The organism is Nostoc sp. (genome assembly GCF_036917465.1).
In the GTDB taxonomy this organism is placed as follows: domain Bacteria; phylum Cyanobacteriota; class Cyanobacteriia; order Cyanobacteriales; family Nostocaceae; genus Nostoc.
The window spans coordinates 1-25,674 of the sequence record NZ_JBALDL010000077.1 but is presented as its reverse complement, the minus strand read 5'-3'; the positions used below and the strand labels follow the sequence as shown (position 1 = coordinate 25,674).

Sequence of the window (25,674 nt, the reverse complement as noted above, 5' to 3'; positions counted from 1 at the left end):
AAACCAAAGTGTCAAATCTAGTCTGCCCAATAGACTACTGACAAAATTACGTAAGATCACGGCATTCTACTAAGGATTATGGCCCAAATCGTCATGCAGAATCAGAGGGGGATAACAAATTTTCAGCCACTTGATGTTGAACTGCGTAACGTGTTCAAGTTTTTTAACCAAGAACCAGCAGTACATGGAATAGATTTGGATGTCAGACAGGGAGAATTTTTTAGTATTTTAGGCCCCTCCGGTTGTGGTAAAACAACAACACTGCGCTTAATTGCTGGCTTTGAAATCGCTGATGCTGGCAAAGTGTTGATTCAGGGTCAGTCTATGACTAATGTGCCGCCTTACCGCCGACCCGTCAATACTGTATTTCAAAGTTATGCTCTATTCAACCACTTGAATGTCTGGGATAACATCGCCTTTGGACTGCGGTTAAAAAAAATCCCCAAACCGGAAATTGAAATTAGAATCCAAGACGCTTTAAAACTAGTGAAAATGGAAAGTTTGCGATCGCGCTTTCCCAGTCAACTTTCTGGTGGTCAACAGCAGCGAGTCGCCTTAGCAAGGGCTTTAGTCAACCGTCCCACCGTCGTATTACTGGATGAACCTTTAGGGGCGTTAGATTTAAAACTACGTAAAGAAATGCAGGTTGAGTTATCAAATTTACACAAAGATTTGGGAGTAACCTTTGTGATGGTGACACACGACCAAGAAGAAGCATTATCTTTGAGCGATCGCATTGCCGTCATGAACCAAGGCAAAATTGAACAAGTTGGCACTCCCAGCCAAATTTACGAACGTCCCCAGACATCTTTTGTTGCTGATTTTATTGGCGATACTAATTTATTCAGTGGTGAAATCGTAGCAGTAGACTCTTCTAGTGTTAAAATTTCAACCAAAACCGGACTCTCAATTGTCATTAGCCGCGCCGAAGATACACCGTCTCAATTATCACAAGCGGTAGTAGTGAGTGTGCGCCCAGAAAAAATACAGCTTTCGCTTTATCCACCCAATTTACAGGCTAACTGCTTTGAAGGAAGGCTTTTCAATGTCATGTACTTGGGCACACACGTTAATTACATTGTGGAATTAACAAATGGCATTAGGATAAATGTGTTGCAGCCTAATACTTTTGGCGCTTTACCAGACCGCGACACCCCCATCTACGCTTGGTGGGCAGAAAATGATTGTTTAGCTATTAGTCAATAGTTATAATAATCCGCCTTCTATATAACTCATATTTTGTTGCCTGAAAAACTCAGTACAACTCAAAATGCTTTCTTTTACATTGCCTCTTGCCTTTTAAGTCAAGTAATTTTAGAAATCAAAGCGCATTCTTATATAAAATTTAATAATGGAATAATATAGCGATTTTCATTTTAATGAATAGTAGGGGCGCACACCTGTACGCCCCTACAAATTATCTGTATTCCACGCAATTGGAAATCGCTATACCTTGAACCCTGTATTAGGAATATTAACCCATGCCCATTTTGAAAACAGTTCCTTGGGTGTCCCTGGCGCTAGTACTGCTTAGTTACAGTACCTTGGGCTGGGTAATATCTGAAACACATACTCCTCTGTTTGTGTGGCTACTAACTGTAGTTGGTATCTTGCTTTTAATAGTAACGTTGACCATCCCTGGAGTAAAAATGACATATTATTTGAATACTTTATTTAAATCAAATACTAGGTCTTTCGGCATTGCCGTCTTAGCAGCTTTCTTCTTTTTTATTATGATTGCCTGGTTTCGGGTATTTCTCGATACTTTACTCATCATTTCGGCAACTATATTAGTCAGAATAGACTTTCAAAGAGCAGGTCTTAGGGAAGGGCTAGCTTTTTTGACTACATCCATTTTTTCATTGACAGGTTTAGCTTTGGGTGGACTAATCTACAAGTTAATATATTCTTAAATTAGGTTAACGTTACTTATACTTAAAGGTTGGCACTTATTAATGCATAATTGGTATTATCTAAAGATTTCTTTTTGGTTAAAATTACCAGCTTTTTGAAAAAGTCAGGAATCTTTTTAAATAGTTGCTTTGGTTCAAAATGCAGGCTGGTCAAATAGCAGTATAGAAAGGAAAAAATCCATGATAAAAATGGATACCCAACTAGTAACAACTGCTTTTGTTGCCGATTCTCCTACTTCTTTGGCTCCCCCCTTCGTAGTTAAACCCCAACTACAACCAATGACAGCAACTAGCAGTCCAAAAATAAACCCTTTTAGCAAAATAATAAACAAATCTGATGGTTCTAAAAAATTTCTGACTGATTCTAAAAATGTTTCGGGAAGAATTTGATAAAAGTACGCTCCGGCAAAAACTCCGCCAATAATGCCAGTAACTAAAGCCAAAATCGTCATTAAAGGCACCATCAAACAACAAGCAATTACTCTAGGAAGTATTAGATAATCAATGGGATCGGTTTTGAGCATATAAAGTGCATCAATTTGTTCTGTTACCTGCATTGCACCTATTTCTGCTGCAAAAGCAGAGCCTACTTGTCCCGCCATAATACTAGCAGTCAAAATTGGAGCCAATTCTCTACAAAAAGCTAAGGCAAAAGCACCTCCCACAGCATTGACAGCCCCAAATTTGACTAATTCTCTCGCCGTCTGAATAGTAAAAATCATTCCTGCAAAACCGCTAACAAGGAGAACTGGTGAGATAGAACCGGGCCCAGCAGTCACCAGATGTTGCATAATTTTACGGTAGTAAGTTTTTCCCTGGAGTAAATGCAGCCATACTTGACCGAAAAGCAGTAATGCCGCACAACAACGTGCAATGTGAGATTGCTCAAAATTTGTTTTTAGTCGCAATTTTATCGTCCTTAAGACTGGCTTTTTTGTGCAAATATTTTTATATCAATTCTCCAAAATAAGACTACAGATACAAATGGTGGCAACCCAGCCAGATGTAATCTGACTTTCTCAATTACGTAGACGCACGAAGTCCGGCTTCCCGCAGGATATTACGAATTGGTATTAGCGTATGGTACATGAACACAATCAAGTTTGAGACTTTTCTGCTAAATACAAAGTGTCTAACTGGTATTTTATTTTTACGTGAGTCCCTAAATTTTCTTAAATAATTTTTTATGACCGGGATAAAATCAGTAGCATTAATGTTAGTTTTAATACTTACTTTATCCGCAACATATCCGGCTTTTGCATCTGTATGCCGCAATTACGATGTTGACGACAGACTACACCAACACCAGATTTGCATTATCAGCATAAACCGAAGTGCTAAAAATTATTGGGAATACAGAGCAGCCGTTAGTGTCGATGGGGTAAAAAGACCGACTGAGGTTTACAATTGTCGTGAGCGAGTTAAGGTTCAAAATAATGGGACTATTTTGCCCTTTGAGCAAAAAGACCCTGGTGAAATGATATGTAGCTTCTTTAATTCTTCTCGGCGGTAAACACGCGCCAGATAATAAAGGCGGTGAAACCTAGATAGGCGAATACTGTTAACCATTCTTGCCAGCTACCAAATGCATTATTCATCAGCAAAAGCCGGAAAATCAATATTTTTCAATCCTACACGCTGATGCTACCAGTGGCTTGTTCCAGCTATGGGAGAAAAAGAATTTTTATATGAGAAAAAATTAAAGAAAATTCTAAAAACACAAAGTTGAATTGGAGATTGGGAAATAATTTATACCCCTTTGCAGAAACTTTTAAGAGATTTTATCGGTCTGGTTCTGCAAACTCTGCAAAAATTAGCCAATGTCATCTTCTGCTCAAGGTATTCCCGGATTACCCGATTTGACGCATCCGATTGAGCTTGTTCAATTTGGAACCCAGGCGCTCAAAGCTTCACTTTTATTAGTGTTTTTGATCGTAGCTTTAGGAATTGCGTAGCTTGCCACCGTAGGCATCGCACTGATAAGTTTTTCTCTGCGTCGCAGCCAGCCGGAACAACTTATATTCATTGGCGAATGGGCTGTTGATTATTCTCAACTATTGCGGGGATTACAGCATTTAACTCTAGTATTAATTCTCTTAGTACCAGGATTTTTTCTCTGTTCAACTTTAAGCAATCGTTACCACTACTGGGAACAAGCAAAAGTGGCTCAAGTGGCTGAAAGTGTTGCAGGTGAAAAGCTCGAACAACTTGCCCCCCAAATCTGCTACTCTATTCAAGAGCCATACTCATATAACACTCAAGTCGGTGGCAAAATAGTTAAGGTGAATGAGACAAGACAAATTAACCGCTTCTTGACGTTGGCTGGTTCGCAAATTCAAGTCAAGCTTGACCAAAGCGTAGATGTTCCAGATCGTAGCTCAATTTATCGGGCTAATTATACCGCCGATTATAAAGTAATAGGACTTACGCATTGACAGAAAACAATAAATATATGTCGCGGAAAAACCATATTTCTCGTAAGGGTTTAGCAATGCTAAACCCCTACTCCAGGGTTAATTTCTCGGTAAAAATATAATTAGTCAAAGTCTGAAACAAGCTATTTCGGTGAAAGCATACTATGACTAATTTGTACAGTGCCTAAGTCCTAAGTAATTAACCAACTTAAGGATATTAATAATTTTTTCTTTGAAGCACCGCCACCCAATGGCTACACATTGCTTTCTAGCTACAAAATCGAGCGTGACGGGACAAGGTTGCAACAAACTAATCCAGGAGACTATGGTTTTCCCTTCCGGCTGCAACCAGGGGAAGAAACTACCTTTCGAGTCACCTATCAGGCTAGAGGTGGGCCTCGCTGGGTTTATAGTGCAGGGGGACAGATACTATCTAACTTCCGTCTCATAGCCATTGCTAACTTTGCTCCGGCTAATTTTGTCAGTGGTATTGAACCTGATGAGATTAAATCTGACGGACGCAGTACGCAATTTACTTGGAAATTTGACGAGAATGTTTCAGTCAAAAATCCATTTGGAGTCTTTACCAATACCGAACCGATTCAGCATACGGGGATAATTCCGCGCCTTTTATTACTAGCACCAGCAATATTTTTGTGGTGGATCTTGCTGTTATATTTGTCGCTGCCAATGAGTTTTAGAAATGTGGCGATCGCTGCTAGTATTTTCTTTGCTTGTCTGTTGATTTTGACCTATCTGGCTCGTGTCATCAATGCTCAGTTAGCTTGGACTTTAATTTCCATCATTTTACTATTTTTGACATGGGGATTGGGAGCCAGTCGCAGTGCTTCTTTAGCTGCAATTATCTGTACTATTTCTGGAGCTGTATTACCCATCTTTGGATTATTAGTACCCTTTAGCGGCCTCACCCTCAGCCTAGCGGGTTTGCTTTCAGCAGTTCGTCACTGGTATGGCTAGTACAGTTTTAATCCAGAAGATCGAAGATTGCAGACTCAGAAAAATGCCAAAGATTAGTAGATTTCGCTATGATTAGCGAAGTTTTAGCAAATAGCATTTATGGATAACGATTTACTCGCTTTCCTTGCAGGTGCTGGGTTACTCATTTTCTATCTCATCTTCTCAGCATTGACTGAAATGGGAACTAAATTGCCTTGGAAGAAATAAGCTGATAGGGCGATAAAGGTCTAAAAATTTACATTTTTCAACCTGATTAGGCTTGGAAAAATCAATAAACATCCTTTAGCCTGAATTAATATACTTATTTTTCGAGAGAAAGCCAAATGCGCGATCCACAAAAGAACCACATTAAAATCGAGCCAGCAACCCTGGTATTAATTGTGTCCCTACTAATACTATTGCCCCTACTGTTTGTTGGTTTTTTCTCGCAGTGAGCTATTAAAAAGTAAAAATATTAAATTCATCTTTCTTTTAACTTTTGCCTTGTTTGGTGAGGAATACCAAATATATAATATAAGATTAGGACTTACGCAATAGTCACGGAATAACGAACCGCAGAGGCGCAGAGGACACGGAGAAATGAGAGTTTGAGAGATATTTTGCCTAAGTCTTATATATATAGGAGTCTGATTTGATTCTTGAAAAAATCTAAGTACCTGTAGGGTGCATTAGGACGGAGTGCGTAACGTACCAAAGCCTTCAGATGGTGCGTTACGCTTCGCTAACACACCCTACGTATATTTCAAAAATCAAATATGAGTCCTATTAAACTATAAATAAAGTCAAAATAACTGCTTGAGAGGTGAATTAAGTGTGGGGTTGTAAAACGATCGCTCTGACTGGATTTTGTCTATTAGTTTCGAGATGTCATAACTAAAAATTCTGACAAGTGCTGAATAAATTCCTCCATCGACAAGATACTATCTTTGTTAACATCGCTCATATCCCAGAACATAGTTATTTCCTCATCTTGATAACCCAATGATTTGAATTTTGCTTCAATCTCAGCTACTTCCAAAACTCCATCTTTATTCTTGTCAATATCTTCAAACACTTGAACAAGAGCATTGCGGAATAGAGAATCAGATCCTGCCTGACGAAACTCATGTTGGAGAACATTAAGAAATGAACCTTTTGATGTTTCTGCCAACCACGGATCGAGTACAGTAGACCGTAGTACCGTGATTGAAGAACCATTAGCTCCAGATACTCCTAAAAGATGTTGCTTATAATGTTCAATAAAAACTTCTCCGTAATGAGCAGCATCAAAATCTGTGGTACTGACGATGAGCTTATAACCTGAGATATCTTCACCTGGCTTAATACTTAATTTGCTATAAAAAGCTCTATTCAGGCGGTTAGCTAGAGCTAAATCTGTATTGAGAGAACCGTCAGTATTTTTGAAATTAAACGCGTAGGTGATGATATTTTGATCTGGGACAATTTCACAAAGCAGCTGCATCGCTTCTTTGTCAGCCAAGAGTTCATTATTACTCGCTCGATCAATCAATTCTATTGCGAATGACTTTAATCTGTTATTCAATATCAGAACCAGGAATTTCTGGGGGAAGTCGAGGAACAGGAACAATAAGGAATCGGTCTTTTGGATGCGCCATACATAGAAGCCGACTTCCAAATAAAAAATACTCAACTACTTATCATGGGATCGGCATCTTGCCATTGGTGTCAAGTTAAGCTCAAACGCTTATTCCACATACCTTTTACCCCACCCTAACCCTCCCCTTATAAAGCTACAGTGTACACACCCAAAATTGTTTTAGATCCCCCTAAATCCCCCGATAAAAAGGGGGACTTTGAGAGACTTTTGCCCCCCAATTTATCGGGGGGTTGGGGGGATCAAAAGCCTATGAGGCCACTCTCAAAGACTTGTGTGTGTACCGTAGCTACGGTGTACATACATCTTTGTACAAACCCAAAATCGTTGGAGATCCCCCTAAATCCCCCGATAAATTGGGGGACTTTGAGAGACTTTTGCCCCCCAATTTATCGGGGGGTTGGGGGGATCAAAAGCCTATGAGGCCACTCTCAAAGACTTGTGTGTACACCGTAGCCTTATAAAGGGGAGGGAACTGGATTTTCTATTTCCACTCTTTCCAAGGGGGATAATTCAACTTGTGTGTAGATCGTACAGGGCTTTCACCTTAAGTTGACACCTATGGCAAGATGCCCAGCCCACAAGATTGGATAATTTATTTGTTGGAAGTCGATAAAGACATTTGCAAAGGGGATTTTAACCCTTTAATTTACGATAAAATTTTATTTATGGAACCTTCTGGAACTCTTGCTGGTTTAGATATTCTGGTAATTGAGGATGATAACGATACTCGCTTTTTCATCACTACTGTGTTGGAAATGGATGGAGCAAAAGTTATACCAGTAATATCAGCAGATGCGGCACGCGAAGTATTATCTGAATTGCAGCCTGATGTTTTAATTTCTGATATTGGATTGCCTGGAGAGGATGGCTACACTTTCATCCGCAAATTTCGTGCGCTTAAACCAAATAATTGTGGACGAGTCCCAGCTATTGCTTTAACAGCTTATGCTGATAGTGAGGCTCGTATCCGTGCCTTGGAAGGTGGTTTTGACACTCATGTATCTAAACCCGTTGATCCAGAAGAATTAGTTGAGATAGTAGCTAGCTTGGTTGCTTCTTGTAATTGGTAATGATTGTAGTAGCTGATAAGTGCGTTAAGCTACTGTTAACGCACTATTTTATCCGATAGACTATTTAGGTAAAACTTGCCGCAGTGCTGCTAAAAGTTGGTCAACACTCTCCTTTCGACTATTAAAGCCCATTAATCCAACGCGCCAGACCTTACCAGCTAGTTCGCCAAGACCACCGCCAATTTCAATATTATGTTCATTGAGTAACTGCCGTGCGATCGCTTTCCCATCTACTCCTGTGGGAATGCAGACAGTGGTAAGGGTTGGTAGTCTATACTCAAGCTCGACGTGCATACTCAGTCCTAAATTCTCCAACCCTTCCCAGAGATATTCTACATTCTTCTGATGTCGCTGCCACGAGTTGGCTAATCCCTCTTCTGCCAGCAAACGTAATGCTTCCCGCAGTGCATAATATAAATTAATCGGTGCTGTGTGGTGATAGGTGCGTTCAGCACCCCAATACTTACCCAGTAACAACATATCCAAATACCAGTTTGCTACCTTTGTTTGGCGCTGTTGCAATTTCTCAGCTGCGCGCGCACTCATAGTAAAAGGCGAAGCACCAGGCGGACAACCCAATCCTTTTTGGCTACAACTATAAGCTAAGTCAACTCCCCAAGCATCCAAAAATATGGGGACACCACCCAAACTTGTTACAGTATCCACCAACAGCAAAGTGCCAAATTCACGACACAAATCAGCAACTCCTTCTAAAGGTTGCCGTGCGCCGGTGGAAGTTTCGGCATGAACTAGAGCTAAAATAGCGGGACGATGAGTTTCTAGGGCAGTTTTGAGTTCATCAAGCTTGAAAACTTGTCCCCAAGGTTTGGTAATGGTTCGGACATCAGCACCATAACGTCCAGCCATATCTACGAGGCGATTACCAAAATAACCAGCTACACCAATCAAAACTATATCACCAGGTTCAACAGCATTAGCGATCGTTGCTTCCATTGCGGCTGTTCCCGTACCACTGACTGCAATGGTGAGTTGGTTTTCTGTTTGCCATACGTAGCGTAGCAACGACTGAATTTCATCCATGAGGGCGAGAAAAGCTGGATCAAGATGCCCAACTGGTGAGGTATTCATCGCTTGGAGAACTGTGGGATGGGCATTTGATGGCCCTGGCCCTAACAGTAGACGGGATGGGATTTCTAGCGGTGTAAGTTGCAACCGTCCAGAGTCGTTGATTGAAATTGTTTGCGTCATAATTTGTCTTCGCCTAGACGATACTTACCGGATCATAGAGCGAACGCATCACCGATGTTTTAGTGAATCTGTCATTTGCTAGAAGATGTCAGCGCTATAAAGTATTACAGTGATTCAAACAAATGTGCGAAAGTATATTTATTCCCTTAGCTGGATAGATAATTATGGTTTTTGCTGGCAAACGACCAAATAACTTGGGTATTAGCAACGGTAAATTAGCATCTTGTCCTAACTCTCCTAACTGTGTTTCCAGTCAGAGTAGAGATGCAACCCACAAAATTGCACCGTTGACTTTTACATCTACCCCAGAGAAAGCGATTGCTAATCTGAAAAAAATTATTCAGTCTTTACCAAGAACTAAAATCATTACTGAAAGCCAAGATTATTTATATGCAGAATTTAAAAGTGCTTTACTGGGATTTGTAGATGATGTAGAATTCTATCTAGACCGGAATGCTAATGCAATCCAAGTGCGTTCAGCTTCACGCTTAGGTCAAAGCGATTTAGGTGTGAATCGCCAACGAATAGAGGCGATTAGAGCCAAGTTAAAGTAACTATCATCCTGGGGATTTAAATTTCTTAAAAGGTTAAATTGGGAGGACGATTGCAAATTCCGTTCCCTTGTCTAGTTGAGAATTACAACTTAACTGACCTTTCTGGGTATCCTCTATAATCTGACGGGCGATCGATCGCTAATCCTAATCCTGTTCCTTTCCCAGCCTCTTTGGTTGTGAACAAATGATCGAAAATGTGTTGCTGAATTTCTAGTGACATCCCCATACCATTATCTCGGATACAAATCACAATATACTTTTGAGAATCATCCAGTCGAGTCTGAATCTCAATCCGATTTAGATTAGCTTTAATATCCTTTGGCGATCGCTCCTGATTTGATTCTTCCAACGCATCAATAGCATTAGCAAGTAAATTCATCAACACCTGATTGAGTTGTCCGGGATAGCACTGAACCTCTGGTAGCTTTCCATACTCTTTAATCACTTCAATTGGCGATCGCCCGCTCAAGCCTTTAAGTCGATGCTGGAGGATCAAAAGCGTACTGTCAAGTCCTTGATGCACATCGAAAAGCACTTTACCAACGACATCTGCACGGCAAAAGTTTCGCAGCGAAACAAGATGTCTTTGATTCGGACACTGCTCAATTTCATGGAATCGAGTAACTTTGGTAAATCTTCGAGGACAAATTCGACATCTAACTCCTCAAGTTCTTACTGCATTTGAGCGGATGGGTGAATTACCTCTGCTTGATAGAGGCGTAAAGCTTTTTCTAGGATGGCGACATACTCTTGAGCCGGAGCCAAATTACTACTAATACAACCGATGGGATTATTGATTTCATGGGCTACCCCAGCTACCAATTCACCCAAAATTGAGAGTTTTTCTTGCTGTACCAGTTGTACTTGCGCTTTTTGCCATGAAGCGCTGCGTTCTGCCACTTTCTGCTCCAGAGTTGCCGTGATTTGCTGTAAGGTTTTCGTCATATTTCCCATCTGCAAATGTACACGGACTCGTGCTAATGGACATTTTTATGGATTGAGAGCTTGCGAAATTAACTCCCGCACTTGTTTTATTTGACAATCTTCGGTTAACTGAATTAATTTTTGTGTGAATTCGATCGATTTTGGATAGGAGTGCTGTAATTGCTCTGCTACTGCTACCACCGCATCAAAATCACCTTCTTCGCTGAATTGATGAAGCTGTGTGAGGATTTCAGGAGGAGGAGACATCAGTTGATTGTAGGATGTTTCAATCAACGGTTGTGATTCGGGATTTTTTTGTTCAGATTGTTGTTCATACACCCATTCCAACTTGAGATATTCGCAGAGTATTTCTAATAACATATCTGCTTGCAGGGGTTTGGGTAGCTGATGATCTTGGTTTGGTTGTTGGACGACAAGCACTTAATGAACAAAAAACTAAGCCACCCAAGCCAGAAAGCTTAAGGAAATGCCGTCGTTGGATGATATTAGGACGATGTGGTTGGATAATTTTAGCGATCGCTAAACGCCATTCATGGGTAGGATCATTCATTATGTCCCCTTTAAACAAGTAATATTTTAGGTACAAACAAAGGTGTAAGAGCTTTTATAGATGTCTCAAACACCGTCGTGAGTCATCGTTGTACAGCTTGGTAAAAATCCACCTACCGCAAAATCCCCTGATTAAAGGTAGGCAAACTTGCGCCACAGTATACTATTTGTTTGATTTCCTATTTAAGTTACCCAAAAAGGCTTGTATTCTAACGGAGATGATAATGTCAAAACTTACTCAATCAAAAAATCAGTAAGCCACAAACTTGTGGAAAAACGTGAAAAGAAGGGTTCGGGTTCTCCAAAGCGTAGCAACTGGAGTCCGATTTATAATCTCTATTACTTGGTACAAGATATCTGTGAAACTTAACTTATTTAAAAACTTTGACTCTCGACCCCGACTGATAGTTGCTATCGGACTCGCTGGATTAGTTTCAATAATTCTTCCGTCTTGGCTACATTTACCGACTCGCATTCTCTGCGCCTGGAACTCCGGTATTGACTTTTTCTTAGCCATAACATGGTGGAAAATGAGCAAGGCTACGCCAGAAAAAATTCGTCGTTATGCAGAGAATGAATATGAAGGACATTTGGCTATATTCTTGCTAGTGATAGCTGCGGCTTGTGCGAGTGTTTTAGCCATTGGGTTTTTGCTAACTGATAAAAAAGGGTTGTCAACAACTCTGCTTACCTTACATGTCATACTTGCAATTATGACCATTGTCGGTTCCTGGTTACTAGTGCATACGATGTTTGCAGTGCAATATGCACACAGTTATTACAAATATATTAATCGTAATAATAGTGAAGAAATCACCAAAGGTTTAAATTTTCCTAATAACGACTATCCAGACTATTGGGAGTTTTTATATTATTCATTTGTAGTTGGCATGACTAGTCAAGTTTCAGATGTGGAGACGACATCACCTGCTATGAGGCGCTTGACTCTGTTACATAGCATATTATCCTTCTTTTTCAATACCACAATTTTAGCGATGAGCATCAATATCATTGCATCGCTGATTTAAAAATCACTTGACTCAGCTTCTGTAGGGGAAATTTATGAAATTCCCCTACCGCGTTAGTGGCTATAAAAATATATAGCAGTCCTAACTGGACTTTAGACTAAACAGCACGAAATGACTCAGGGAAGCTGAGTTGAAAAGAAGCAAACTAAAAAAATAGAAAGATTTCAAAAATAGGGTTGTGTATCGTCATAGAGGCAAGGCTTATCCCTGCTCGCTGCGACGTTGTTGCGTCTTGAATAAACGCCGCCACTCCGTCCGGATCTCCACGCCCGTCGCGTTCACTGCAACAGCGTCACAGTTCCCTGGCTTTATCGCCTATTGAAGGCGAAGTTCCAGCCGCCCGAAAGCCTCAACGGTCTTGGCTAGGGCTGCCTTCACGTCCTCGGACTACGTCACGTCGCATCAGACAGCGATCGCACTCAGTCTAACCGCCAGCACTATCCTTACCAAGGCTGCGTGGTTGGGCCAATCGTAAATTCGTTTACGTTTGTGTCTTCAGGCTGGTCAATTGCAAACGCCACAACATTGGCTACTCGATCTGGTGAGATGCCATATTGCTTATACAACGCTGTCATTTTTTCAGCCGCATCTTGGTCGGTAATCTGATCTAACAACTCAGTGTTAATTGCGGCAGGGTAAATTGTCGCAGTACGAATGTTAGTCCCCTCTTGAGCAGACTCCATGCGTAGAACTTCCATGAAATCGCGTACAAACCATTTCGTCCCACCATACACCCCACCACCTGGATAAGCTTTTAATCCAGCAACCGATGAAGTTGTGATAATATGCCCAGCCTTTTGGCTAATAAACGTTGGCAACACAGCAGCGATACCATTTAGTACACCCTTGATATTGATATCAACCGTTTGATTCCATTCATCCGTTTTTAATGCAGAAAGTGAAGAAGTGGGCATGATGCCAGCGTTCAAGAAAATAACATCAACGCCTCCAAATGTTTCCTTGGCAAGCTTGACGATCTGGGCGTTATCATATGGATTAGCTACATCCATCACTTGATAGACTGCTTGTCCGCCAGCTCTTTGAATTTCATCAACCAGTTGTCTCAATTGCTGCTCGCGTCGCGCGCCCAATACGACTTTAGCTCCTTTGCTTGCAAGCAATTTCGCACTTGCTTCACCAATCCCTGATGATGCGCCGGTAATAATCACAACTTTGTCTTTAATCATCTTATTCCTCTTATTGTTGAGTAACTCTGAGTTCCGCAAGAGCGGACTTGCCAATCAGGGGCTAAAGGCAGGCCGACGGTTCCATCTGGCATCAGCAAAAACTTTTCTGGTAATACTCCAAAGATTGAGAAAACAACTTAACAAGTTTCGCCATGTCATGTGTAAAAGTCTGCCCGAAAGGTCTGGATTAAGGATTGTTGTCTCAGTTTTTTACATAATTTCCTCCTCCTCTCTCCAGATATGCTAAGTCAGGTTCTTTTGCTCCGACCATTACTGCACCGTTTGGCCGCCGTCGATAACCATAGCGTGCCCAACGACGAACGCAGCCGCGTCTGAGCACAGCCAGACGACGGCTGCGGCGATCTCATCGGGCTTGCCCATCCGTCCGATCGGCTCCTCCGCAATCACCTTCGCGCGCCCTTCGGCCGTGCCGCCGGTGAAGCGATCCATCATCGGGGTCTCGATGTAGCCAGGACAGACGGCGTTGACGCGGATGTTCTGCGCGGCATAGTCGAGGGCCGCCGACTTGGTGAGACCGATCACGCCGTGCTTCGCGGCAGTGTACGCGGGGCTACCCTTGATGCCGATGATTCCCGCGCCCGATGACGTGTTAACGATCGCGCCGCCTCCCTGCTTGAGGATTAGCGGGATCTCGTACTTCATACACAGGAAAACACTACGAAGGTTGGTATCGATGATCCGGTTCCACTCCTCCTCCTCGTACTCCGCGGTCGGAGCTGGTTTCCTCGGCTCGATGCCCGCGTTGTTGAAGGCGAAGTCCAGCCGCCCAAAAGCCTCAACCGTCTTGGCTAGGGCCGCCTTCACATCCTCGGACTGCGTCACGTCACACCTGACGGCGAGCGCCTGTTTGCCGAGTTCCTCGATCATGCGGGCTGTTTCTTGATTGCCCTGTTCTGAAATGTCAGCGACCACCACATTAGCGCCTTCACGTGCAAACGCCAGCGCCGTAGCTCGACCGATACCGTTCGCTGCTCCGGTCACAAACGCAACTTTTCCTGTGTAGTTTCCATTTTCGTTTGTCGTCATTATTTTTCTCCTTCAATTTTTCACCTAACAAGGTCTTAAAACCACCAGATGCGGAGATCAGTTGGGATATTGCTCGTCATTGACCTGTTCCATCCAATCGACAGGCTTACCATCGAACCATTCCTGAATGGCGATGTGCGTCATCGCCGTGGTTGGCGTGGCACCGTGCCAATGCTTCTCACCCGGCTCAAACCAGATCACGTCTCCCGGACGAATTTGCTCGATCGCGCCGCCCCATCGCTGTACAAGTCCGCAGCCCACCGTCACGATCAGAGTCTGTCCTAATGGATGGGTGTGCCATGCTGTCCGAGCGCCTGGCTCGAACGTGACGCTGGCGCCAGACGTGCGTGCTGGATCATGCGCCTCGAACAGGGGGTCAATGCGGACAGTGCCGGTAAAATACTCGTCCGGTGCTTTGGCGGAAGGCTGTGAGCCACTTCGTTTGATGTCCATGTTTTTATTCCTTCACTTGAGACTTTTTAAGAAGCAAGGTTAGCCTTGATACTCTGCATGGTTGCCAGGAAGTAAATCTCTTGCCGAATCAAAACAGCGTTTTCTCCTAGATAAAAATCCAGAATGCTTACAATAAGCCGGAATCACTTTCATTGCTTTAGTTTCATTCTAAGAATTTTCAAGGGTAAGCAATAAAACGATCGTCTAAGTTTGTTGTACAATCCTGCAAACTTAGAAATGAACGCTACTAAAACGAATGAGAAGTCCAATATGGATTTAATGAACGAGCAGCACGCAAAGCGCGAGGCTTCCAGAGTGCAAGCCAACCGAGACGAATTGGTTGAACGCATCTCACAGGCTATTCGTCATGATGGGACGATCGAGCCTCTGAAGGGCTTGCATCTTCATCGATTCTCCTCGCCTATGGAAGCCTGTCATGCTGTTTCGGGAGCAATGCGAAAATGTGAGATTGGATTTTATCTCTCAATTACCAGGGCTTATTCCCAATAAACCGATGTAGAAGTTCCCTGTTTTTGCCTTTTCTAAGTAGCGATCGCTAAGAATTTAGGTAGTTTATATTACCTATTTTTTGTACCTCACTGCTAGAGCATTGCTCCCTAGAAGATAGCAGACCACAGCGACAGAAATTGATGCAGTTATATATCAAACAAATGCCAGTAGAGGGGCGACCATTGTTGGCAGGAGACCATACTAACTGGTCGCTACCGGATGCAGTAACACTGCAAGAAAGGACATTTGAGCATAGCGATCAATAGCGGCAAATAAACCAATTACCATTGGTCAGGGTTATATATAGATAGTACGATTGCTTGGATACCAGAAGATTCAGGCAGTTGGCCGCTACCCTTGATTCAATAATCAAATTGCGATCGCCTTTATCGAGCCATCACCGCTAAATTCACCACACATTCAGGAAATTGGCGCTTTAACGCTGGAAAAACTGGACAAGGTGCTTGCTCTTGCAAATTCTCTGGTTTACTCCAAGTAAAGGGGGCTTTCTGCGCTGCTGACATCCACACCAAACGCTTTGCTCGTGTCATCGCAACATACAGTAAACGGTACTCCTCAGATATTTTCAAGTGCTTTGCTTGTTCCCATGCTTGTGTAACATCTGGGATGGTAGATTCTCCGTGGAGAGCAGCACGAATTTGGGCGCGGGCTACTTCTGATAAGGTAAAATCTCCTAAGAACTGGCTTTGGGGAGGAACCCAAAATCTCCCAGGAATCAAGTTTTCGTGGAGAAAGGGAAGAAATACATAATCCCAATCTAGCCCTTTGGCTTTGTGCATGGTAATGATAGTCAGTTGACCGCGACGAGTATAACGTTCTTCCGAATCTTCGGTTTCCACTGGTTCAAACCGTTCGGAACTGACGATTTCACTTAAAGCTGATAGCATTCCTCCCATCGAACTATTGCCAGCTATTTGCTGGTTTACCCTTTCTGCAAGTTTGTCAGCAGTTGCCAATTCTGCCTGGTCGTAATTTAAGGTTAAGGCGAGAAAGGAAATTAGCTGGTATAGAGGCAATTCCAAGCGGGCGCGAAGTAAATTGCGACACAAACGAGCGGCTTTTTGGACTGTTTCTACTTGGGGTGCTGCTAGGGGCCCAGGATACAAAAATTCTTCTGGTAGACTAGCAAGGGCGTTGAGGTCTTGGGTAGGAATTAACTGGCGCTGTACTAATGCTTCTAATGCAGCTTTGAGGTAATCGGGGGAGTGGGGGCGATCGCAAAATTGCAGCAATGCTAAAATCTCTTGGGGAACATGAGAACGGCGATCGCGTTCTCCCACATCGTAAAGTGTAATGTTATGCTCTTTGCACACAGGTGCTAAAGCTTCTCCTAACCATCTTCCTTGGCGATTTTCTCGCACTAAAATTGCTGCACTATGTTGTGTTGGATCTTCGCCAAATAACTCGATGACTCTTTTAGATAACAATTCAACGGTGTGATGAATGTCACGTGGAGTATAAAGTTCTAATCCCCGTCCTATTGGTGCTGGGTTGGCGTTCTTTTGTGGATCTCCAGTTTCAACAGGGCGAATTGTCTGGAAGCGAAATGGTACTTGTCGATTCTCAGGAATCTGTTGTCCGTTATTCGTTTTTGCTAAAGACTGATTATTGATCCATTTCAGAGCAAAGTTCGCGGCTTCAATGATAATTCTACTACTGCGACCAGCTTGATCCATCGTTGCCAATTGTTTGATGCGATCGCACTCTTCGCAAAATTGCCGAAAATAAATTGGATCGGCTGGGGTAAAAGTAGAGTTAATCGCTTGGTTCGGGTCGCCAACTCGGACTAGATTGAGTGAGGAGTGAGGAGTGAGGAGTGAAGAATTATCTCCCTCATCTCCCCTTGCTCCCGCATCACTCGCCAAAATTTCTAACAACTGCGTCTGTAGGGGGCTAGAATCTTGGGCTTCGTCTTCAAAGACGGCGAAAACTTGGTTTTGCTCGATGCGACGGGCGCTGCCGTTTTCTAAAACGCGCAGTGCGGCTAAAATCATATCATCGTAATCGATGAAGTCACGCGATCGCATTAACTTTTGATATTGCTCATACAATCCCGCCGCTACGCTCAAAATTGTATATTCATCTGTGGTTTGTCTACTCCACTCCCGTAATAATTCTGGCGATATCCCAGAACTTTTTGCTTCATGAATTACTGTATTCGCCAATTCTGGTAATACTTCTGTTCGCAGCACCGATTGACGACGCAACCTTTCTGTCTCTTCTCCGTCAAATTGATGACCCTCTAATAACCGCAGATATATTCCGGGATTATTCACAATCCATTGTTCTACGGCTGTTCGGATAAAGCGGTGACTTTGGGTTGGCGTAATTAATGTGACATTTTCTAACTGCAAACCCGATAAATCAGAATGGCGGCTAGCAATGTTCAACGCTAGACCGTGTAGAGTATAGACAAAAAACCCAGTCTGAGGTAAAGATAATTTCTTTAAATCTTTGCGAATCTTCGCTTTGATATTGGCAGCTGCTGAACGAGTAAAAGTAACAACTACCAAGTGACGGCGGGAAGATGAACGTTCATATTGACGGGCGATCGCGATCGCTGCTGCCGCCGCCATCCCAGTAGATTTACCTGCGCCAGGAACTGCAGAAATAGCCAAAGGGCCAGATCGCCAGTCAGCCATTTGTTGTTGTCCAGGGCGGAGACTGTTGCGGATTGCGAGAATTTTATCTCGCAGATTAGGAACAGGCGATCGCTCAGACAATTCTGAGTGGAGTAATTCTTGAGCCACAGGAGTATTAAATTTAGAGTCTGACATATCAAATTTTATATTTGGAAGAAGAATTCTTTAAGTAAGAATTCACAATTCAGGCATCTTAATGCTAGATTAGCTTAATTTGATATCTTTCTAAGCTCTAACTAACCAGAAAATTGATGCACAAGTTTGGACACCTGTTATTGGGTCATAAAATTGTCCGCTTTGATTCAAATACCGGGCTTACTGTGCGCCGACAGAGCGATGAAAATGAAGCAACTTATTTAGGTGGATGCCTTCAGATTCCTCGGCGGGGTCTACTCTGGGCGGTTCAACGCCAAATGACACAGACAGAAATAGCGGTACATTTTAATGCAAGTGAGGAAATAGTGCTATTCTGTAGCGATGTCACTGGAGTAAATATTGGATAAATGTTGTATAAAAAATTTTGCTTTTTATGAAACTAATGTCAATTTAAAATTCTTTCTATAATTTCTTGGCATTTTGTTACATTTCTGAAGATATTTGCCGGATAAGAAGTTGGAAATAGGTTACTACTTTCACTCATAATACTTCCCAAAAATTTTGAGGACATAGATTGAATATCATCAGTCTGTACTGGCGTTAAATCAGCTGATATGGTAAAAAAATTATCTGGCAAAGCTTTGTAAACAAGGTGTAATATCAAACGATTACTATGAGTTGCAAATAACTTTTCTCTTCCATCTCGTTGTTTTTGTACTTCTGATAATTTATTCTCTACCACTCTTAATATTTGAACTAATTTCCAAAGGTTAGAACCATTTACTGATTTATTAAACAAAGTTTTATATGGAGGTTTTTCTATGTCTTCCCATAAAACACCAATTTTATCTTTAACTCGTGTGGCAAAAGAAACCTCATTCTGTTTACAAGCTCGACTAATCGTAGCTTCATTTAAATCAAAACCTTTTTGTCCATCTGGAATTGATTCGCCTGACTTATAAGTATAAATAATTCCCTCCAAGTGAAGTTCATTTTTGATTCTTTCTTGTTCAGGATCGAGAGCCACAAATTCCCGACGATCAATTCTATTTTGAGTATTGTTGAATCTAGTTATTTCTGTAGCAAATTCTTCGGGACAGTTCTCTAGAGATATAAAACGGATAAGAACTCTTGCTTTTTCAACCTGCTCACAAGAATTTTGATATGCTCTTGCTATCGATCCAACAGTCTGAGCGCCATTAACTATTTTGACATCTTTACATTCAAATATACCTGTATCTCTTGCACTCCCTCCGAGGGGTTTTTTCCCAATACTAGAACACAAAGCTGTTATGCCATTATTATAATACCAAAGTTTTTCTGGTTCTTTTTTTAATGTATTGATAATACCTTCATTAACCTCACTATCTTTCACAAAAAGTCTAATATTTGAAGAGAATAGTTTAGGAGAATGTTTAGTCCACCAATCAGCTACTTCCCTAGCAGAAACTTGCCCATAATATGATTGATAGGGTTCTTTTGTTTGTCCCCACTCAAACAGGCAAACATCTAAATTTATCGGATTACCAGATGCTCCTTGAGATATAATATTATATATATTTGCCTGGTTAAAAACTCTCATACTAACAATATCTGATGAATCGTTCATCTCATTTAAGAGATCATCAAATTCTCTTTTCGGTTCATCTGCTAAGGGAGTTTGGCCTGAATAGACAAGAATTATTTCAAACTTTGTTCCTGCATCATTTAGTGCTTCTTCAATATCTGGAGTTTTATTGTTAAATTTTAAGTTGAATCTGTCATACCTAGCGTTTACCAAGTCTTTAAAGCCTCTAGTAAATTTCATTACCTCATCTGTTTTAACACTTCCTTTACTGTCTTGTTTCCATTTGGATTGTAATACATACATTATTTTTTCTCGTCTGTCAAAATAAAGCGAATCTATTCCATTATCCTGTCCACCATCAATTATTGATTTTGATGCTTCTTGAGGAGAAATATCAGCCAAAACCATCAATGTAAATGCAGCTAAACTTCTTGTTAAGAAAATCAACTCTCTGTCTGTTTCAGATTTGTTTTGATAATCTGACACGTCAACTAAACCATTAAATGTTTTTTGAAGGTAAGCCTTAATTTGACGTAGATGGATTTCACTCATAATATTGATAAATTTAATTAACTTTGATGTTATGGGAGCAAATTATTACAAGCTTGTATTAATGTATTAATATACATTAATACATTAGGGTTTATGCGATCGCATTTGGATAATTTAACTCTTGTAGTAAAATTTTATACAAAAAACAATTTTTAATACGTACATTAATTGTAATAATTAATCATAAAAAATAGCTTCTGCAAGTAACATAACTTGTTCAGAAACTATTTTCATTAAAATGTAAACAACTAAAAAAGTTGTACAATTTGCGCGGCTACAAGCAGTATTATATCGTTAGCTACTGAGAAGTTTTGAAAAAATAAAGTTCTACAATTTCATCATGCTACCATCCAAAAACAAATAAAAAAGTTGTATAATTTTGCAACCGAATTCCCTGTAAGGATTTGGGAATATTTGCTCCAAGATTTAGTGGCGATGCCTACGGCGGGCTGCGCCTACGCATCCCAAGTGCAAAACTGAATTAATAGGTTGAGTTTGCGATGGATGCGATCGCACTCTATTTCACTTTACCTATAGCCAGTAGCATTGAGCGATCGCTTAAATCATCTCTCAACTAAGCAACGCCATTTTCTAAGCAACATCAAGCTACCACAGCCAAAAACAGTAAATATACTAGCTATTAACCAGCCTAGTGTCTCTTATGGTCATAAGGAGCAATGTCCGACCAAAAAACATTGGTATCTACATTGCTACTGACATCTGCCAAAAGGGAAAACACCGCAATATGCTTAGACTTGAGGATTTAACAAAAGGTACGCAAGTACAAGGTATCCTGCCAAATAGTATTATCGCCATCGTCGATGCTCAATGGCATGGCTCTGATGTTGTGGAATTGACATACAAAGATGCTAGCGGCACGCTAGGGAATGAGTTAGTCTTTCGAGACAGAGAACCTACCCTAGAAATAATCACCTCTGGTGGTGCTTGGAGTTTCACTGCTGATGGAGCTAATTTTCGTCTGGCATCAGAAGCGCACCGTATCCGTCTAGCTTATCTATTCGACCCCTTGCTAGCTGTTCACACCTCTCTAGTCGAACCCTTACCCCACCAAATTACCGCCGTTTACGGGGAAATGTTGACTCGACAACCTCTGCGTTTTCTCTTAGCAGATGACCCAGGTGCAGGTAAAACTATTATGGCGGGGTTGCTGATGCGGGAATTGCTGATCCGAGGTGATTTGCATCGTTGCCTTGTGATTTGTCCCGGCAGTTTAGCCCCGCAGTGGCAAGATGAATTGTCACAAAAGTTTCATTTACGCTTTGAAATTCTTACTAATGATCGCATTGAATCAGCAGTGACTGGAAATGCTTTTGCTGAAATGCCGTTGGTGATTGTGCGACTTGACAAAATCAGCCGTAATCAAGAATTACAAGCAAAGCTAGCACAGACAGACTGGGATTTGATTGTTTGTGATGAAGCTCATAAAATGTCAGCTTCGTTTTTCGGTGGTGAAATTAAAGAGACGAAACGCTACAAACTTGGTAAGTTACTCTCAACTTTAACTAGGCATTTTTTATTAATGTCAGCGACACCACATAACGGCAAAGAGGAAGACTTCCAGTTGTTTATGGCGTTGTTGGATGGTGACAGATTTGAAGGACGCTTCCGCGATGGTGTTCATGTAGCAGATACTTCTGACTTGATGCGGCGATTGGTTAAAGAAGATTTGCTGAAATTTGATGGAAAACCGCTATTTCCAGAACGCCAAGCTAGCACTATAGAATATGAACTATCGGATTTAGAAGCGGTACTTTATAAGCGAGTCACTGAGTACGTCCGCGAGGAATTTAATCGTGCCGATGCTTTAGAAAATGAAGGACGCAAAGGTAATGTTGGCTTTGCTTTGACTATTTTGCAACGTCGGCTTGCTTCTTCCCCAGAAGCTATATATCAATCGCTGCTACGCCGTCGAGAAAGGTTGCAAAAACGGCTGAGGCAAGAAGAAGTTTTGAGGCGGGGAAGTAATGCAATCATCATTGAATTTAAGCAGGTTCTGGATCTGGAAGACTTAGAAGATGATTTAGAGGATATTCCTGGTGAAGAACGAGAAGCAACAGAACAGGAAGTAGTTGATCTAGCTACAGCATCACGGACGATCGCAGAATTACAAACAGAAATTAAGCTTTTAGAAGAATTAGAGCAACTGGCACTACGAGTGCGACGTAGTGGTAAAGATAAAAAATGGGAAGAACTCTCGAATCTCTTGCAAAATGATGCCGAAATGTTCAACGCCCAAGGACATCGGCGCAAGCTCGTGATTTTTACCGAGTACCGGGACACATTAAATTATTTGACAGATCGGATTCGGACGCTACTTGGACGTAATGAAGCTGTGGTAAATATACATGGCGCAATGGGACGCGAAGAACGCAGCAAAGCGCAGGAGGCGTTTACCCAAGATATTGAAGTACAAGTCTTAATAGCTACGGATGCTGCGGGTGAAGGGATTAACTTGCAAAGGGCGCACCTTATGGTTAATTACGATTTACCTTGGAATCCTAACCGCCTAGAACAGCGTTTTGGGCGAATTCACCGGATTGGGCAGACGGAGGTATGTCACTTATGGAATTTAGTGGCAAAAGGCACTCGTGAAGGCGATGTCTATTTGGCGTTATTGAAAAAGATAGAGGCAGAGCAGAAGGCACTGGGGGGTCAAGTATTTGATGTATTGGGAAAAGCGATCGCAGGGACGGAATTACGAGAGTTATTAATTGAAGCAATTCGCTATGGCGATCAACCAGAAGTGCGAGACAGACTCAATCAAGTCGTACATGATAAACTCGACCAACAGCGACTACGCGAACTTTTAGAAGAAAGGGCTTTGGCACGAGATTCGATGGATATCGCCAAAGTGCAGCAAATTCGAGAAGAAATGGAAAGGGCAGAAGCGCGACGGTTGCAACCTCATTTTATTGCTTCTTTCTTCCTAGAAGCATTTACCCAATTAGGTGGAACATTGCGTCAACGTGAACCTCAACGTTACGAAATCAGTCATGTTCCGGCAGTTATTCGCAATCGAGGGCGGCAAATTGGTGTCGGAGAACCGTTGCTGCTACGCTACGAACGCATCTGTTTTGAAAAAGATTTGATCAGCATTTCTGGGAAACCCCTAGCTGCTTTCATCTGTTCTGGACATTCTCTACTTGATGCCACAATTGACTTGACTTTGGAACGACACCGGGATTTGTTAAAACAAGGGACTATCTTAGTGGATGAAAATGATTCCAGCGAAGGAACCCGCGCCTTAGTTTATCTAGAACATTCCATACAAGATGCACGGACAAATCTAAATGGCTCTAGGCGTTTAGTCTCGCGGCGGATGCAATATGTAGAAATCAATCCAGAAGGCAATACCTACAATGCAGGTTACGCACCTTACCTGAATTACCGTCCGCTAACAGACGAGGAAAAGGGTGTTGTGGAAACAGTTTTAGAAGAATCTTGGTTACGAGAAGATTTAGAAGCAAAAGCCAAGAGTTATGCGATCGCTTACCTTGTTCCCCAACATCTTCAAGAACTTAAGCAGCGCAAGGAGGAACTGATTGCTAAAACGATGACAGCAGTAAAAGATAGATTAACCAAGGAGATTAATTACTGGGATCATCGGGCAGAAGAACTGAAAATGCAAGAGGAAGCTGGCAAGCCTAATGCCAAAATTAACTCAGGTAAAGCACGTCAGCGAGCGGATGATTTGCAAGCACGGTTAATGCAACGTTTGGAGGAATTAGAGCAAGAACGTAGATTATCGCCATTACCGCCTGTGGTCGTTGGGGGTGCGTTGGTAGTTTCAGTAGGCTTGCTGCAACGAATGCAAGGCAAACAACAGGCAACAACAGCGATGTTTGCTAGGGAGACGGAACGGGTAGAACAGGCAGCAATGACGGCTGTGATGGAAGCAGAACACAATTTAGGGTATGAAGCAATAGATGTGAGTATTCAGAAGTGCGGTTACGATATTGAATCGCGTATTCCAGAAACGGGACAGTTGCGATTTATTGAAGTGAAAGGGCGAATTACAGGTGCTAAAACTGTGACAGTGACGAAGAATGAAATTATTACCGCTCTAAATAAGCCAGATAATTTCATTTTGGCATTGGTGCAAGTGCCTTTAGCAGAAGATATAGAAAGTAATTGTTCTATTCACTACTTACGCAGTCCGTTCCATAAAGAGCCAGATTTTGCCGTGACAAGTGTTAATTATGATTGGCTGGAGTTGTGGCAACAGGGAACTGAGCCGATTTAAAATAATTATTTACCGTATTAACGATTACACTCTTTATATTTTTTAATCATTCTTCATCCTCTAATACTATTCAATTTCATCTTCAGTAAGGGTAGGTTTTATTGGTTATAATGCTGGTAATCAGTAGGGCATAAGCCAAATGTCACCAAAAACTTTTGATATTGCTGACTTATCTGATAATTTAGCTGATTTATTGTCAGATATCCAAAATCATGTTGAAGTTACCCTAACCCATCAGGGTGTCCCTTTGGCAAAAGTTTTGCCTTTGGCTCAATCGGAGCCGACAGTTCCTAAAGCTGATTTAAATGATGCCTTAAAGCCAAGAGTTGCGGGGTTTTGGCAGGGAAAAGTTAAGATTGCTGATGATTTTGATGAGACTCCAGAAGAAGTAATTGCAGCATTTTATGGGGATGAGTAGTGAGTTTTTTGTTAGATACTCATATTTTATTGTGGTTTTTAGAAAATGATTCTAAATTGTCAGATCAGGTACGAGAGGTAATTATTAATCCTGAGAATTTAATTTTCGTCAGTACGATTAGTGCTTGGGAGATTTCAATTAAACAATCTTTAGGAAAGTTAATTGCTCCTGGTAATTTGGAGGAAGCTTTGCGGTTCAGTCGGTTTGAAGTTTTGTCTATGACATTGGTACATGGAATAAAGGTTGCTGATTTGCCTCTACACCATAAAGATCCTTTTGATCGGATGTTAATTGCTCAAGCTTTGGTAGAAGGTTTAACAATAATTACAGTAGACCAAAAGTTTAAATTTTATGATGTGCCATTATTCTCTGATGATTTCGGGTAGCTCAAATATGCCAAAATTTCAGAACTTTAGCTTTGTCTAGAATAACTGCTACAGGTTTACTTCATTTGCTGATTGTTTTTTGGTGCGATGCCTACGGCGGTAAACTACGCAATTTTGTCAGAGTAATCGCTCTTGGATCTACCTACTTTATTGGATAGTTATAGCGGTTATTAGTCTAGTGCAGTACAATAGAAAAGAGCAATTTTACTGATAACTGGTGGCAATGAAAGCCTACTCTCTCGACTTGCGTCAG

23 protein-coding genes and 2 pseudogenes are annotated in these 25,674 nt (G+C 41.6%); 13 read left to right on the top strand and 12 right to left on the bottom strand.

Going from position 1 to position 25,674, the window contains the following annotated elements:
- The first annotated feature begins 78 nt into the window (after positions 1 to 78).
- Both V7K38_RS18525 and V7K38_RS18520 read left to right on the top strand, forming a co-directional pair.
- The gene (locus V7K38_RS18525) at positions 79 to 1,206 is read left to right on the top strand and encodes an ABC transporter ATP-binding protein (protein ID WP_334859863.1); all 1,128 of its coding nucleotides are present in this window, start codon (positions 79 to 81) and stop codon (positions 1,204 to 1,206) included.
- Positions 1,207 to 1,481: 275 nt separating this feature from the next.
- Positions 1,482 to 1,913 carry a hypothetical protein gene (locus tag V7K38_RS18520; RefSeq protein WP_334859862.1) on the top strand — a complete coding sequence of 144 codons (432 nt, stop codon included), beginning with the start codon at positions 1,482 to 1,484 and terminating at the stop codon, positions 1,911 to 1,913.
- Between the two features lie 134 nt (positions 1,914 to 2,047).
- On the opposite strand, the gene V7K38_RS18515 is transcribed toward V7K38_RS18520, so the two are convergent.
- Positions 2,048 to 2,821 carry an MlaE family lipid ABC transporter permease subunit gene (locus V7K38_RS18515; RefSeq protein WP_334859861.1) on the bottom strand — a complete coding sequence of 258 codons (774 nt, stop codon included), beginning with the start codon at positions 2,819 to 2,821 and terminating at the stop codon, positions 2,048 to 2,050.
- Between the two features lie 278 nt (positions 2,822 to 3,099).
- On the opposite strand from V7K38_RS18515, the gene V7K38_RS18510 reads away from it, so the two are divergent.
- The 3 genes and pseudogenes from V7K38_RS18510 to V7K38_RS18500 form a co-directional block, all read left to right on the top strand.
- Positions 3,100 to 3,426 carry a hypothetical protein gene (locus tag V7K38_RS18510; RefSeq protein WP_334859860.1) on the top strand — a complete coding sequence of 109 codons (327 nt, stop codon included), beginning with the start codon at positions 3,100 to 3,102 and terminating at the stop codon, positions 3,424 to 3,426.
- A 307-nt stretch (positions 3,427 to 3,733) separates the two neighbouring features.
- Positions 3,734 to 4,327 (top strand): annotated as a pseudogene (locus V7K38_RS18505) (hypothetical protein); the annotation flags it as partial.
- 195 nt (positions 4,328 to 4,522) lie between these two features.
- Positions 4,523 to 5,305 (top strand): annotated as a pseudogene (locus V7K38_RS18500) (hypothetical protein); the annotation flags it as partial.
- Positions 5,306 to 6,158: 853 nt separating this feature from the next.
- Here the strand turns inward: V7K38_RS18500 and V7K38_RS18495 are convergent.
- On the bottom strand, positions 6,159 to 6,785 hold the full coding sequence (locus V7K38_RS18495; protein ID WP_334859859.1) for an EF-hand domain-containing protein: 627 nt from the start codon (positions 6,783 to 6,785) through the stop codon (positions 6,159 to 6,161).
- Between the two features lie 803 nt (positions 6,786 to 7,588).
- Here V7K38_RS18495 and V7K38_RS18490 point away from each other — a divergent pair.
- Positions 7,589 to 7,993, top strand: coding sequence for a response regulator (locus V7K38_RS18490; protein ID WP_334859904.1), 405 nt, complete (start codon positions 7,589 to 7,591; stop codon positions 7,991 to 7,993).
- A 60-nt stretch (positions 7,994 to 8,053) separates the two neighbouring features.
- Here the strand turns inward: V7K38_RS18490 and V7K38_RS18485 are convergent, their stop codons facing one another.
- On the bottom strand, positions 8,054 to 9,202 hold the full coding sequence (locus V7K38_RS18485; protein WP_334859858.1) for an alanine--glyoxylate aminotransferase family protein: 1,149 nt from the start codon (positions 9,200 to 9,202) through the stop codon (positions 8,054 to 8,056).
- A gap of 164 nt (positions 9,203 to 9,366) precedes the next feature.
- Here V7K38_RS18485 and V7K38_RS18480 point away from each other — a divergent pair, with 164 nt between their 5' ends.
- Positions 9,367 to 9,756: a DUF1499 domain-containing protein gene (locus V7K38_RS18480; protein WP_334859857.1), complete on the top strand. Its 390-nt coding sequence runs from the start codon at positions 9,367 to 9,369 to the stop codon at positions 9,754 to 9,756.
- An 82-nt stretch (positions 9,757 to 9,838) separates the two neighbouring features.
- Here V7K38_RS18480 and V7K38_RS18475 read toward each other — a convergent pair whose 3' ends face one another.
- From V7K38_RS18475 to V7K38_RS18460, 4 genes are all read right to left on the bottom strand, one after another.
- Positions 9,839 to 10,279 carry a sensor histidine kinase gene (locus V7K38_RS18475; protein WP_334859856.1) on the bottom strand — a complete coding sequence of 147 codons (441 nt, stop codon included), beginning with the start codon at positions 10,277 to 10,279 and terminating at the stop codon, positions 9,839 to 9,841.
- A gap of 149 nt (positions 10,280 to 10,428) precedes the next feature.
- Positions 10,429 to 10,701 carry a hypothetical protein gene (locus tag V7K38_RS18470; RefSeq protein ID WP_334859855.1) on the bottom strand — a complete coding sequence of 91 codons (273 nt, stop codon included), beginning with the start codon at positions 10,699 to 10,701 and terminating at the stop codon, positions 10,429 to 10,431.
- Positions 10,702 to 10,746: 45 nt separating this feature from the next.
- Positions 10,747 to 11,061, bottom strand: coding sequence for a hypothetical protein (locus V7K38_RS18465; RefSeq protein ID WP_334859854.1), 315 nt, complete (start codon positions 11,059 to 11,061; stop codon positions 10,747 to 10,749).
- Positions 11,012 to 11,251, bottom strand: a complete 240-nt coding sequence (locus V7K38_RS18460) for a hypothetical protein (protein WP_334859853.1) — start codon at positions 11,249 to 11,251, stop codon at positions 11,012 to 11,014. Before V7K38_RS18460 ends, V7K38_RS18465 begins: the two co-directional genes overlap by 50 nt.
- Positions 11,252 to 11,609: 358 nt before the next feature.
- Here V7K38_RS18460 and V7K38_RS18455 point away from each other — a divergent pair, with 358 nt between their 5' ends.
- Positions 11,610 to 12,278: a DUF1345 domain-containing protein gene (locus V7K38_RS18455; protein WP_334859852.1), complete on the top strand. Its 669-nt coding sequence runs from the start codon at positions 11,610 to 11,612 to the stop codon at positions 12,276 to 12,278.
- Between the two features lie 443 nt (positions 12,279 to 12,721).
- Here the strand turns inward: V7K38_RS18455 and V7K38_RS18450 are convergent, their stop codons facing one another.
- The 3 genes from V7K38_RS18450 to V7K38_RS18440 form a co-directional block, all read right to left on the bottom strand.
- A complete protein-coding gene (locus V7K38_RS18450) occupies positions 12,722 to 13,465 on the bottom strand; it encodes an SDR family oxidoreductase (RefSeq protein ID WP_334859851.1) in 744 nt (247 codons plus the stop codon).
- A 270-nt stretch (positions 13,466 to 13,735) separates the two neighbouring features.
- Positions 13,736 to 14,512, bottom strand: a complete 777-nt coding sequence (locus V7K38_RS18445; RefSeq protein WP_334859850.1) for an SDR family oxidoreductase — start codon at positions 14,510 to 14,512, stop codon at positions 13,736 to 13,738.
- Between the two features lie 57 nt (positions 14,513 to 14,569).
- Positions 14,570 to 14,965 carry a (R)-mandelonitrile lyase gene (locus V7K38_RS18440; RefSeq protein ID WP_334859849.1) on the bottom strand — a complete coding sequence of 132 codons (396 nt, stop codon included), beginning with the start codon at positions 14,963 to 14,965 and terminating at the stop codon, positions 14,570 to 14,572.
- Between the two features lie 279 nt (positions 14,966 to 15,244).
- Here V7K38_RS18440 and V7K38_RS18435 point away from each other — a divergent pair, with 279 nt between their 5' ends.
- Positions 15,245 to 15,475: a hypothetical protein gene (locus tag V7K38_RS18435; RefSeq protein WP_334859848.1), complete on the top strand. Its 231-nt coding sequence runs from the start codon at positions 15,245 to 15,247 to the stop codon at positions 15,473 to 15,475.
- 386 nt (positions 15,476 to 15,861) lie between these two features.
- On the opposite strand, the gene V7K38_RS18430 is transcribed toward V7K38_RS18435, so the two are convergent.
- On the bottom strand, positions 15,862 to 18,273 hold the full coding sequence (locus V7K38_RS18430) for an ATP-dependent helicase (RefSeq protein ID WP_334859847.1): 2,412 nt from the start codon (positions 18,271 to 18,273) through the stop codon (positions 15,862 to 15,864).
- 116 nt (positions 18,274 to 18,389) lie between these two features.
- On the opposite strand from V7K38_RS18430, the gene V7K38_RS18425 reads away from it, so the two are divergent.
- Positions 18,390 to 18,641: an ImmA/IrrE family metallo-endopeptidase gene (locus V7K38_RS18425; protein WP_334859846.1), complete on the top strand. Its 252-nt coding sequence runs from the start codon at positions 18,390 to 18,392 to the stop codon at positions 18,639 to 18,641.
- Between the two features lie 38 nt (positions 18,642 to 18,679).
- Here V7K38_RS18425 and V7K38_RS18420 read toward each other — a convergent pair whose 3' ends face one another.
- Positions 18,680 to 20,353, bottom strand: a complete 1,674-nt coding sequence (locus V7K38_RS18420) for an AIPR family protein (protein WP_334859845.1) — start codon at positions 20,351 to 20,353, stop codon at positions 18,680 to 18,682.
- 661 nt (positions 20,354 to 21,014) lie between these two features.
- Here V7K38_RS18420 and V7K38_RS18415 point away from each other — a divergent pair.
- From V7K38_RS18415 to V7K38_RS18405, 3 genes are all read left to right on the top strand, one after another.
- Positions 21,015 to 24,617 (top strand): helicase-related protein, encoded by a 3,603-nt coding sequence (locus tag V7K38_RS18415; RefSeq protein ID WP_334859844.1) that lies wholly within the window; start codon positions 21,015 to 21,017, stop codon positions 24,615 to 24,617.
- Between the two features lie 139 nt (positions 24,618 to 24,756).
- Complete coding sequence (locus tag V7K38_RS18410; protein WP_334859843.1) at positions 24,757 to 25,035, top strand: hypothetical protein; 279 nt, start codon at positions 24,757 to 24,759, stop codon at positions 25,033 to 25,035.
- Complete coding sequence (locus tag V7K38_RS18405; RefSeq protein ID WP_334859842.1) at positions 25,035 to 25,421, top strand: type II toxin-antitoxin system VapC family toxin; 387 nt, start codon at positions 25,035 to 25,037, stop codon at positions 25,419 to 25,421. The genes V7K38_RS18410 and V7K38_RS18405 overlap by 1 nt, the downstream gene beginning before the upstream one ends.
- The last annotated feature ends 253 nt before the right edge of the window (positions 25,422 to 25,674 follow it).

What these genes read in the sequence shown, in the direction of transcription:
- V7K38_RS18480 (WP_334859857.1), top strand. Translation starts at nt 9,367, where the DNA reads ATGGTTTTTGCTGGCAAACGACCAAATAACTTGGGTATTAGCAACGGT.
- V7K38_RS18470 (WP_334859855.1), bottom strand. Translation starts at nt 10,701, where the DNA reads ATGACGAAAACCTTACAGCAAATCACGGCAACTCTGGAGCAGAAAGTG.
- V7K38_RS18435 (WP_334859848.1), top strand. Translation starts at nt 15,245, where the DNA reads ATGAACGAGCAGCACGCAAAGCGCGAGGCTTCCAGAGTGCAAGCCAAC.
- V7K38_RS18450 (WP_334859851.1), bottom strand. Translation starts at nt 13,465, where the DNA reads ATGATTAAAGACAAAGTTGTGATTATTACCGGCGCATCATCAGGGATT.
- V7K38_RS18420 (WP_334859845.1), bottom strand. Translation starts at nt 20,353, where the DNA reads ATGAGTGAAATCCATCTACGTCAAATTAAGGCTTACCTTCAAAAAACA.
- V7K38_RS18410 (WP_334859843.1), top strand. Translation starts at nt 24,757, where the DNA reads ATGTCACCAAAAACTTTTGATATTGCTGACTTATCTGATAATTTAGCT.
- V7K38_RS18460 (WP_334859853.1), bottom strand. Translation starts at nt 11,251, where the DNA reads ATGAATGATCCTACCCATGAATGGCGTTTAGCGATCGCTAAAATTATC.
- V7K38_RS18490 (WP_334859904.1), top strand. Translation starts at nt 7,589, where the DNA reads ATGGAACCTTCTGGAACTCTTGCTGGTTTAGATATTCTGGTAATTGAG.
- V7K38_RS18465 (WP_334859854.1), bottom strand. Translation starts at nt 11,061, where the DNA reads ATGTTATTAGAAATACTCTGCGAATATCTCAAGTTGGAATGGGTGTAT.
- V7K38_RS18525 (WP_334859863.1), top strand. Translation starts at nt 79, where the DNA reads ATGGCCCAAATCGTCATGCAGAATCAGAGGGGGATAACAAATTTTCAG.
- V7K38_RS18425 (WP_334859846.1), top strand. Translation starts at nt 18,390, where the DNA reads ATGCACAAGTTTGGACACCTGTTATTGGGTCATAAAATTGTCCGCTTT.
- V7K38_RS18445 (WP_334859850.1), bottom strand. Translation starts at nt 14,512, where the DNA reads ATGACGACAAACGAAAATGGAAACTACACAGGAAAAGTTGCGTTTGTG.
- V7K38_RS18440 (WP_334859849.1), bottom strand. Translation starts at nt 14,965, where the DNA reads ATGGACATCAAACGAAGTGGCTCACAGCCTTCCGCCAAAGCACCGGAC.
- V7K38_RS18415 (WP_334859844.1), top strand. Translation starts at nt 21,015, where the DNA reads ATGGTCATAAGGAGCAATGTCCGACCAAAAAACATTGGTATCTACATT.
- V7K38_RS18510 (WP_334859860.1), top strand. Translation starts at nt 3,100, where the DNA reads ATGACCGGGATAAAATCAGTAGCATTAATGTTAGTTTTAATACTTACT.
- V7K38_RS18485 (WP_334859858.1), bottom strand. Translation starts at nt 9,202, where the DNA reads ATGACGCAAACAATTTCAATCAACGACTCTGGACGGTTGCAACTTACA.
- V7K38_RS18520 (WP_334859862.1), top strand. Translation starts at nt 1,482, where the DNA reads ATGCCCATTTTGAAAACAGTTCCTTGGGTGTCCCTGGCGCTAGTACTG.
- V7K38_RS18430 (WP_334859847.1), bottom strand. Translation starts at nt 18,273, where the DNA reads ATGTCAGACTCTAAATTTAATACTCCTGTGGCTCAAGAATTACTCCAC.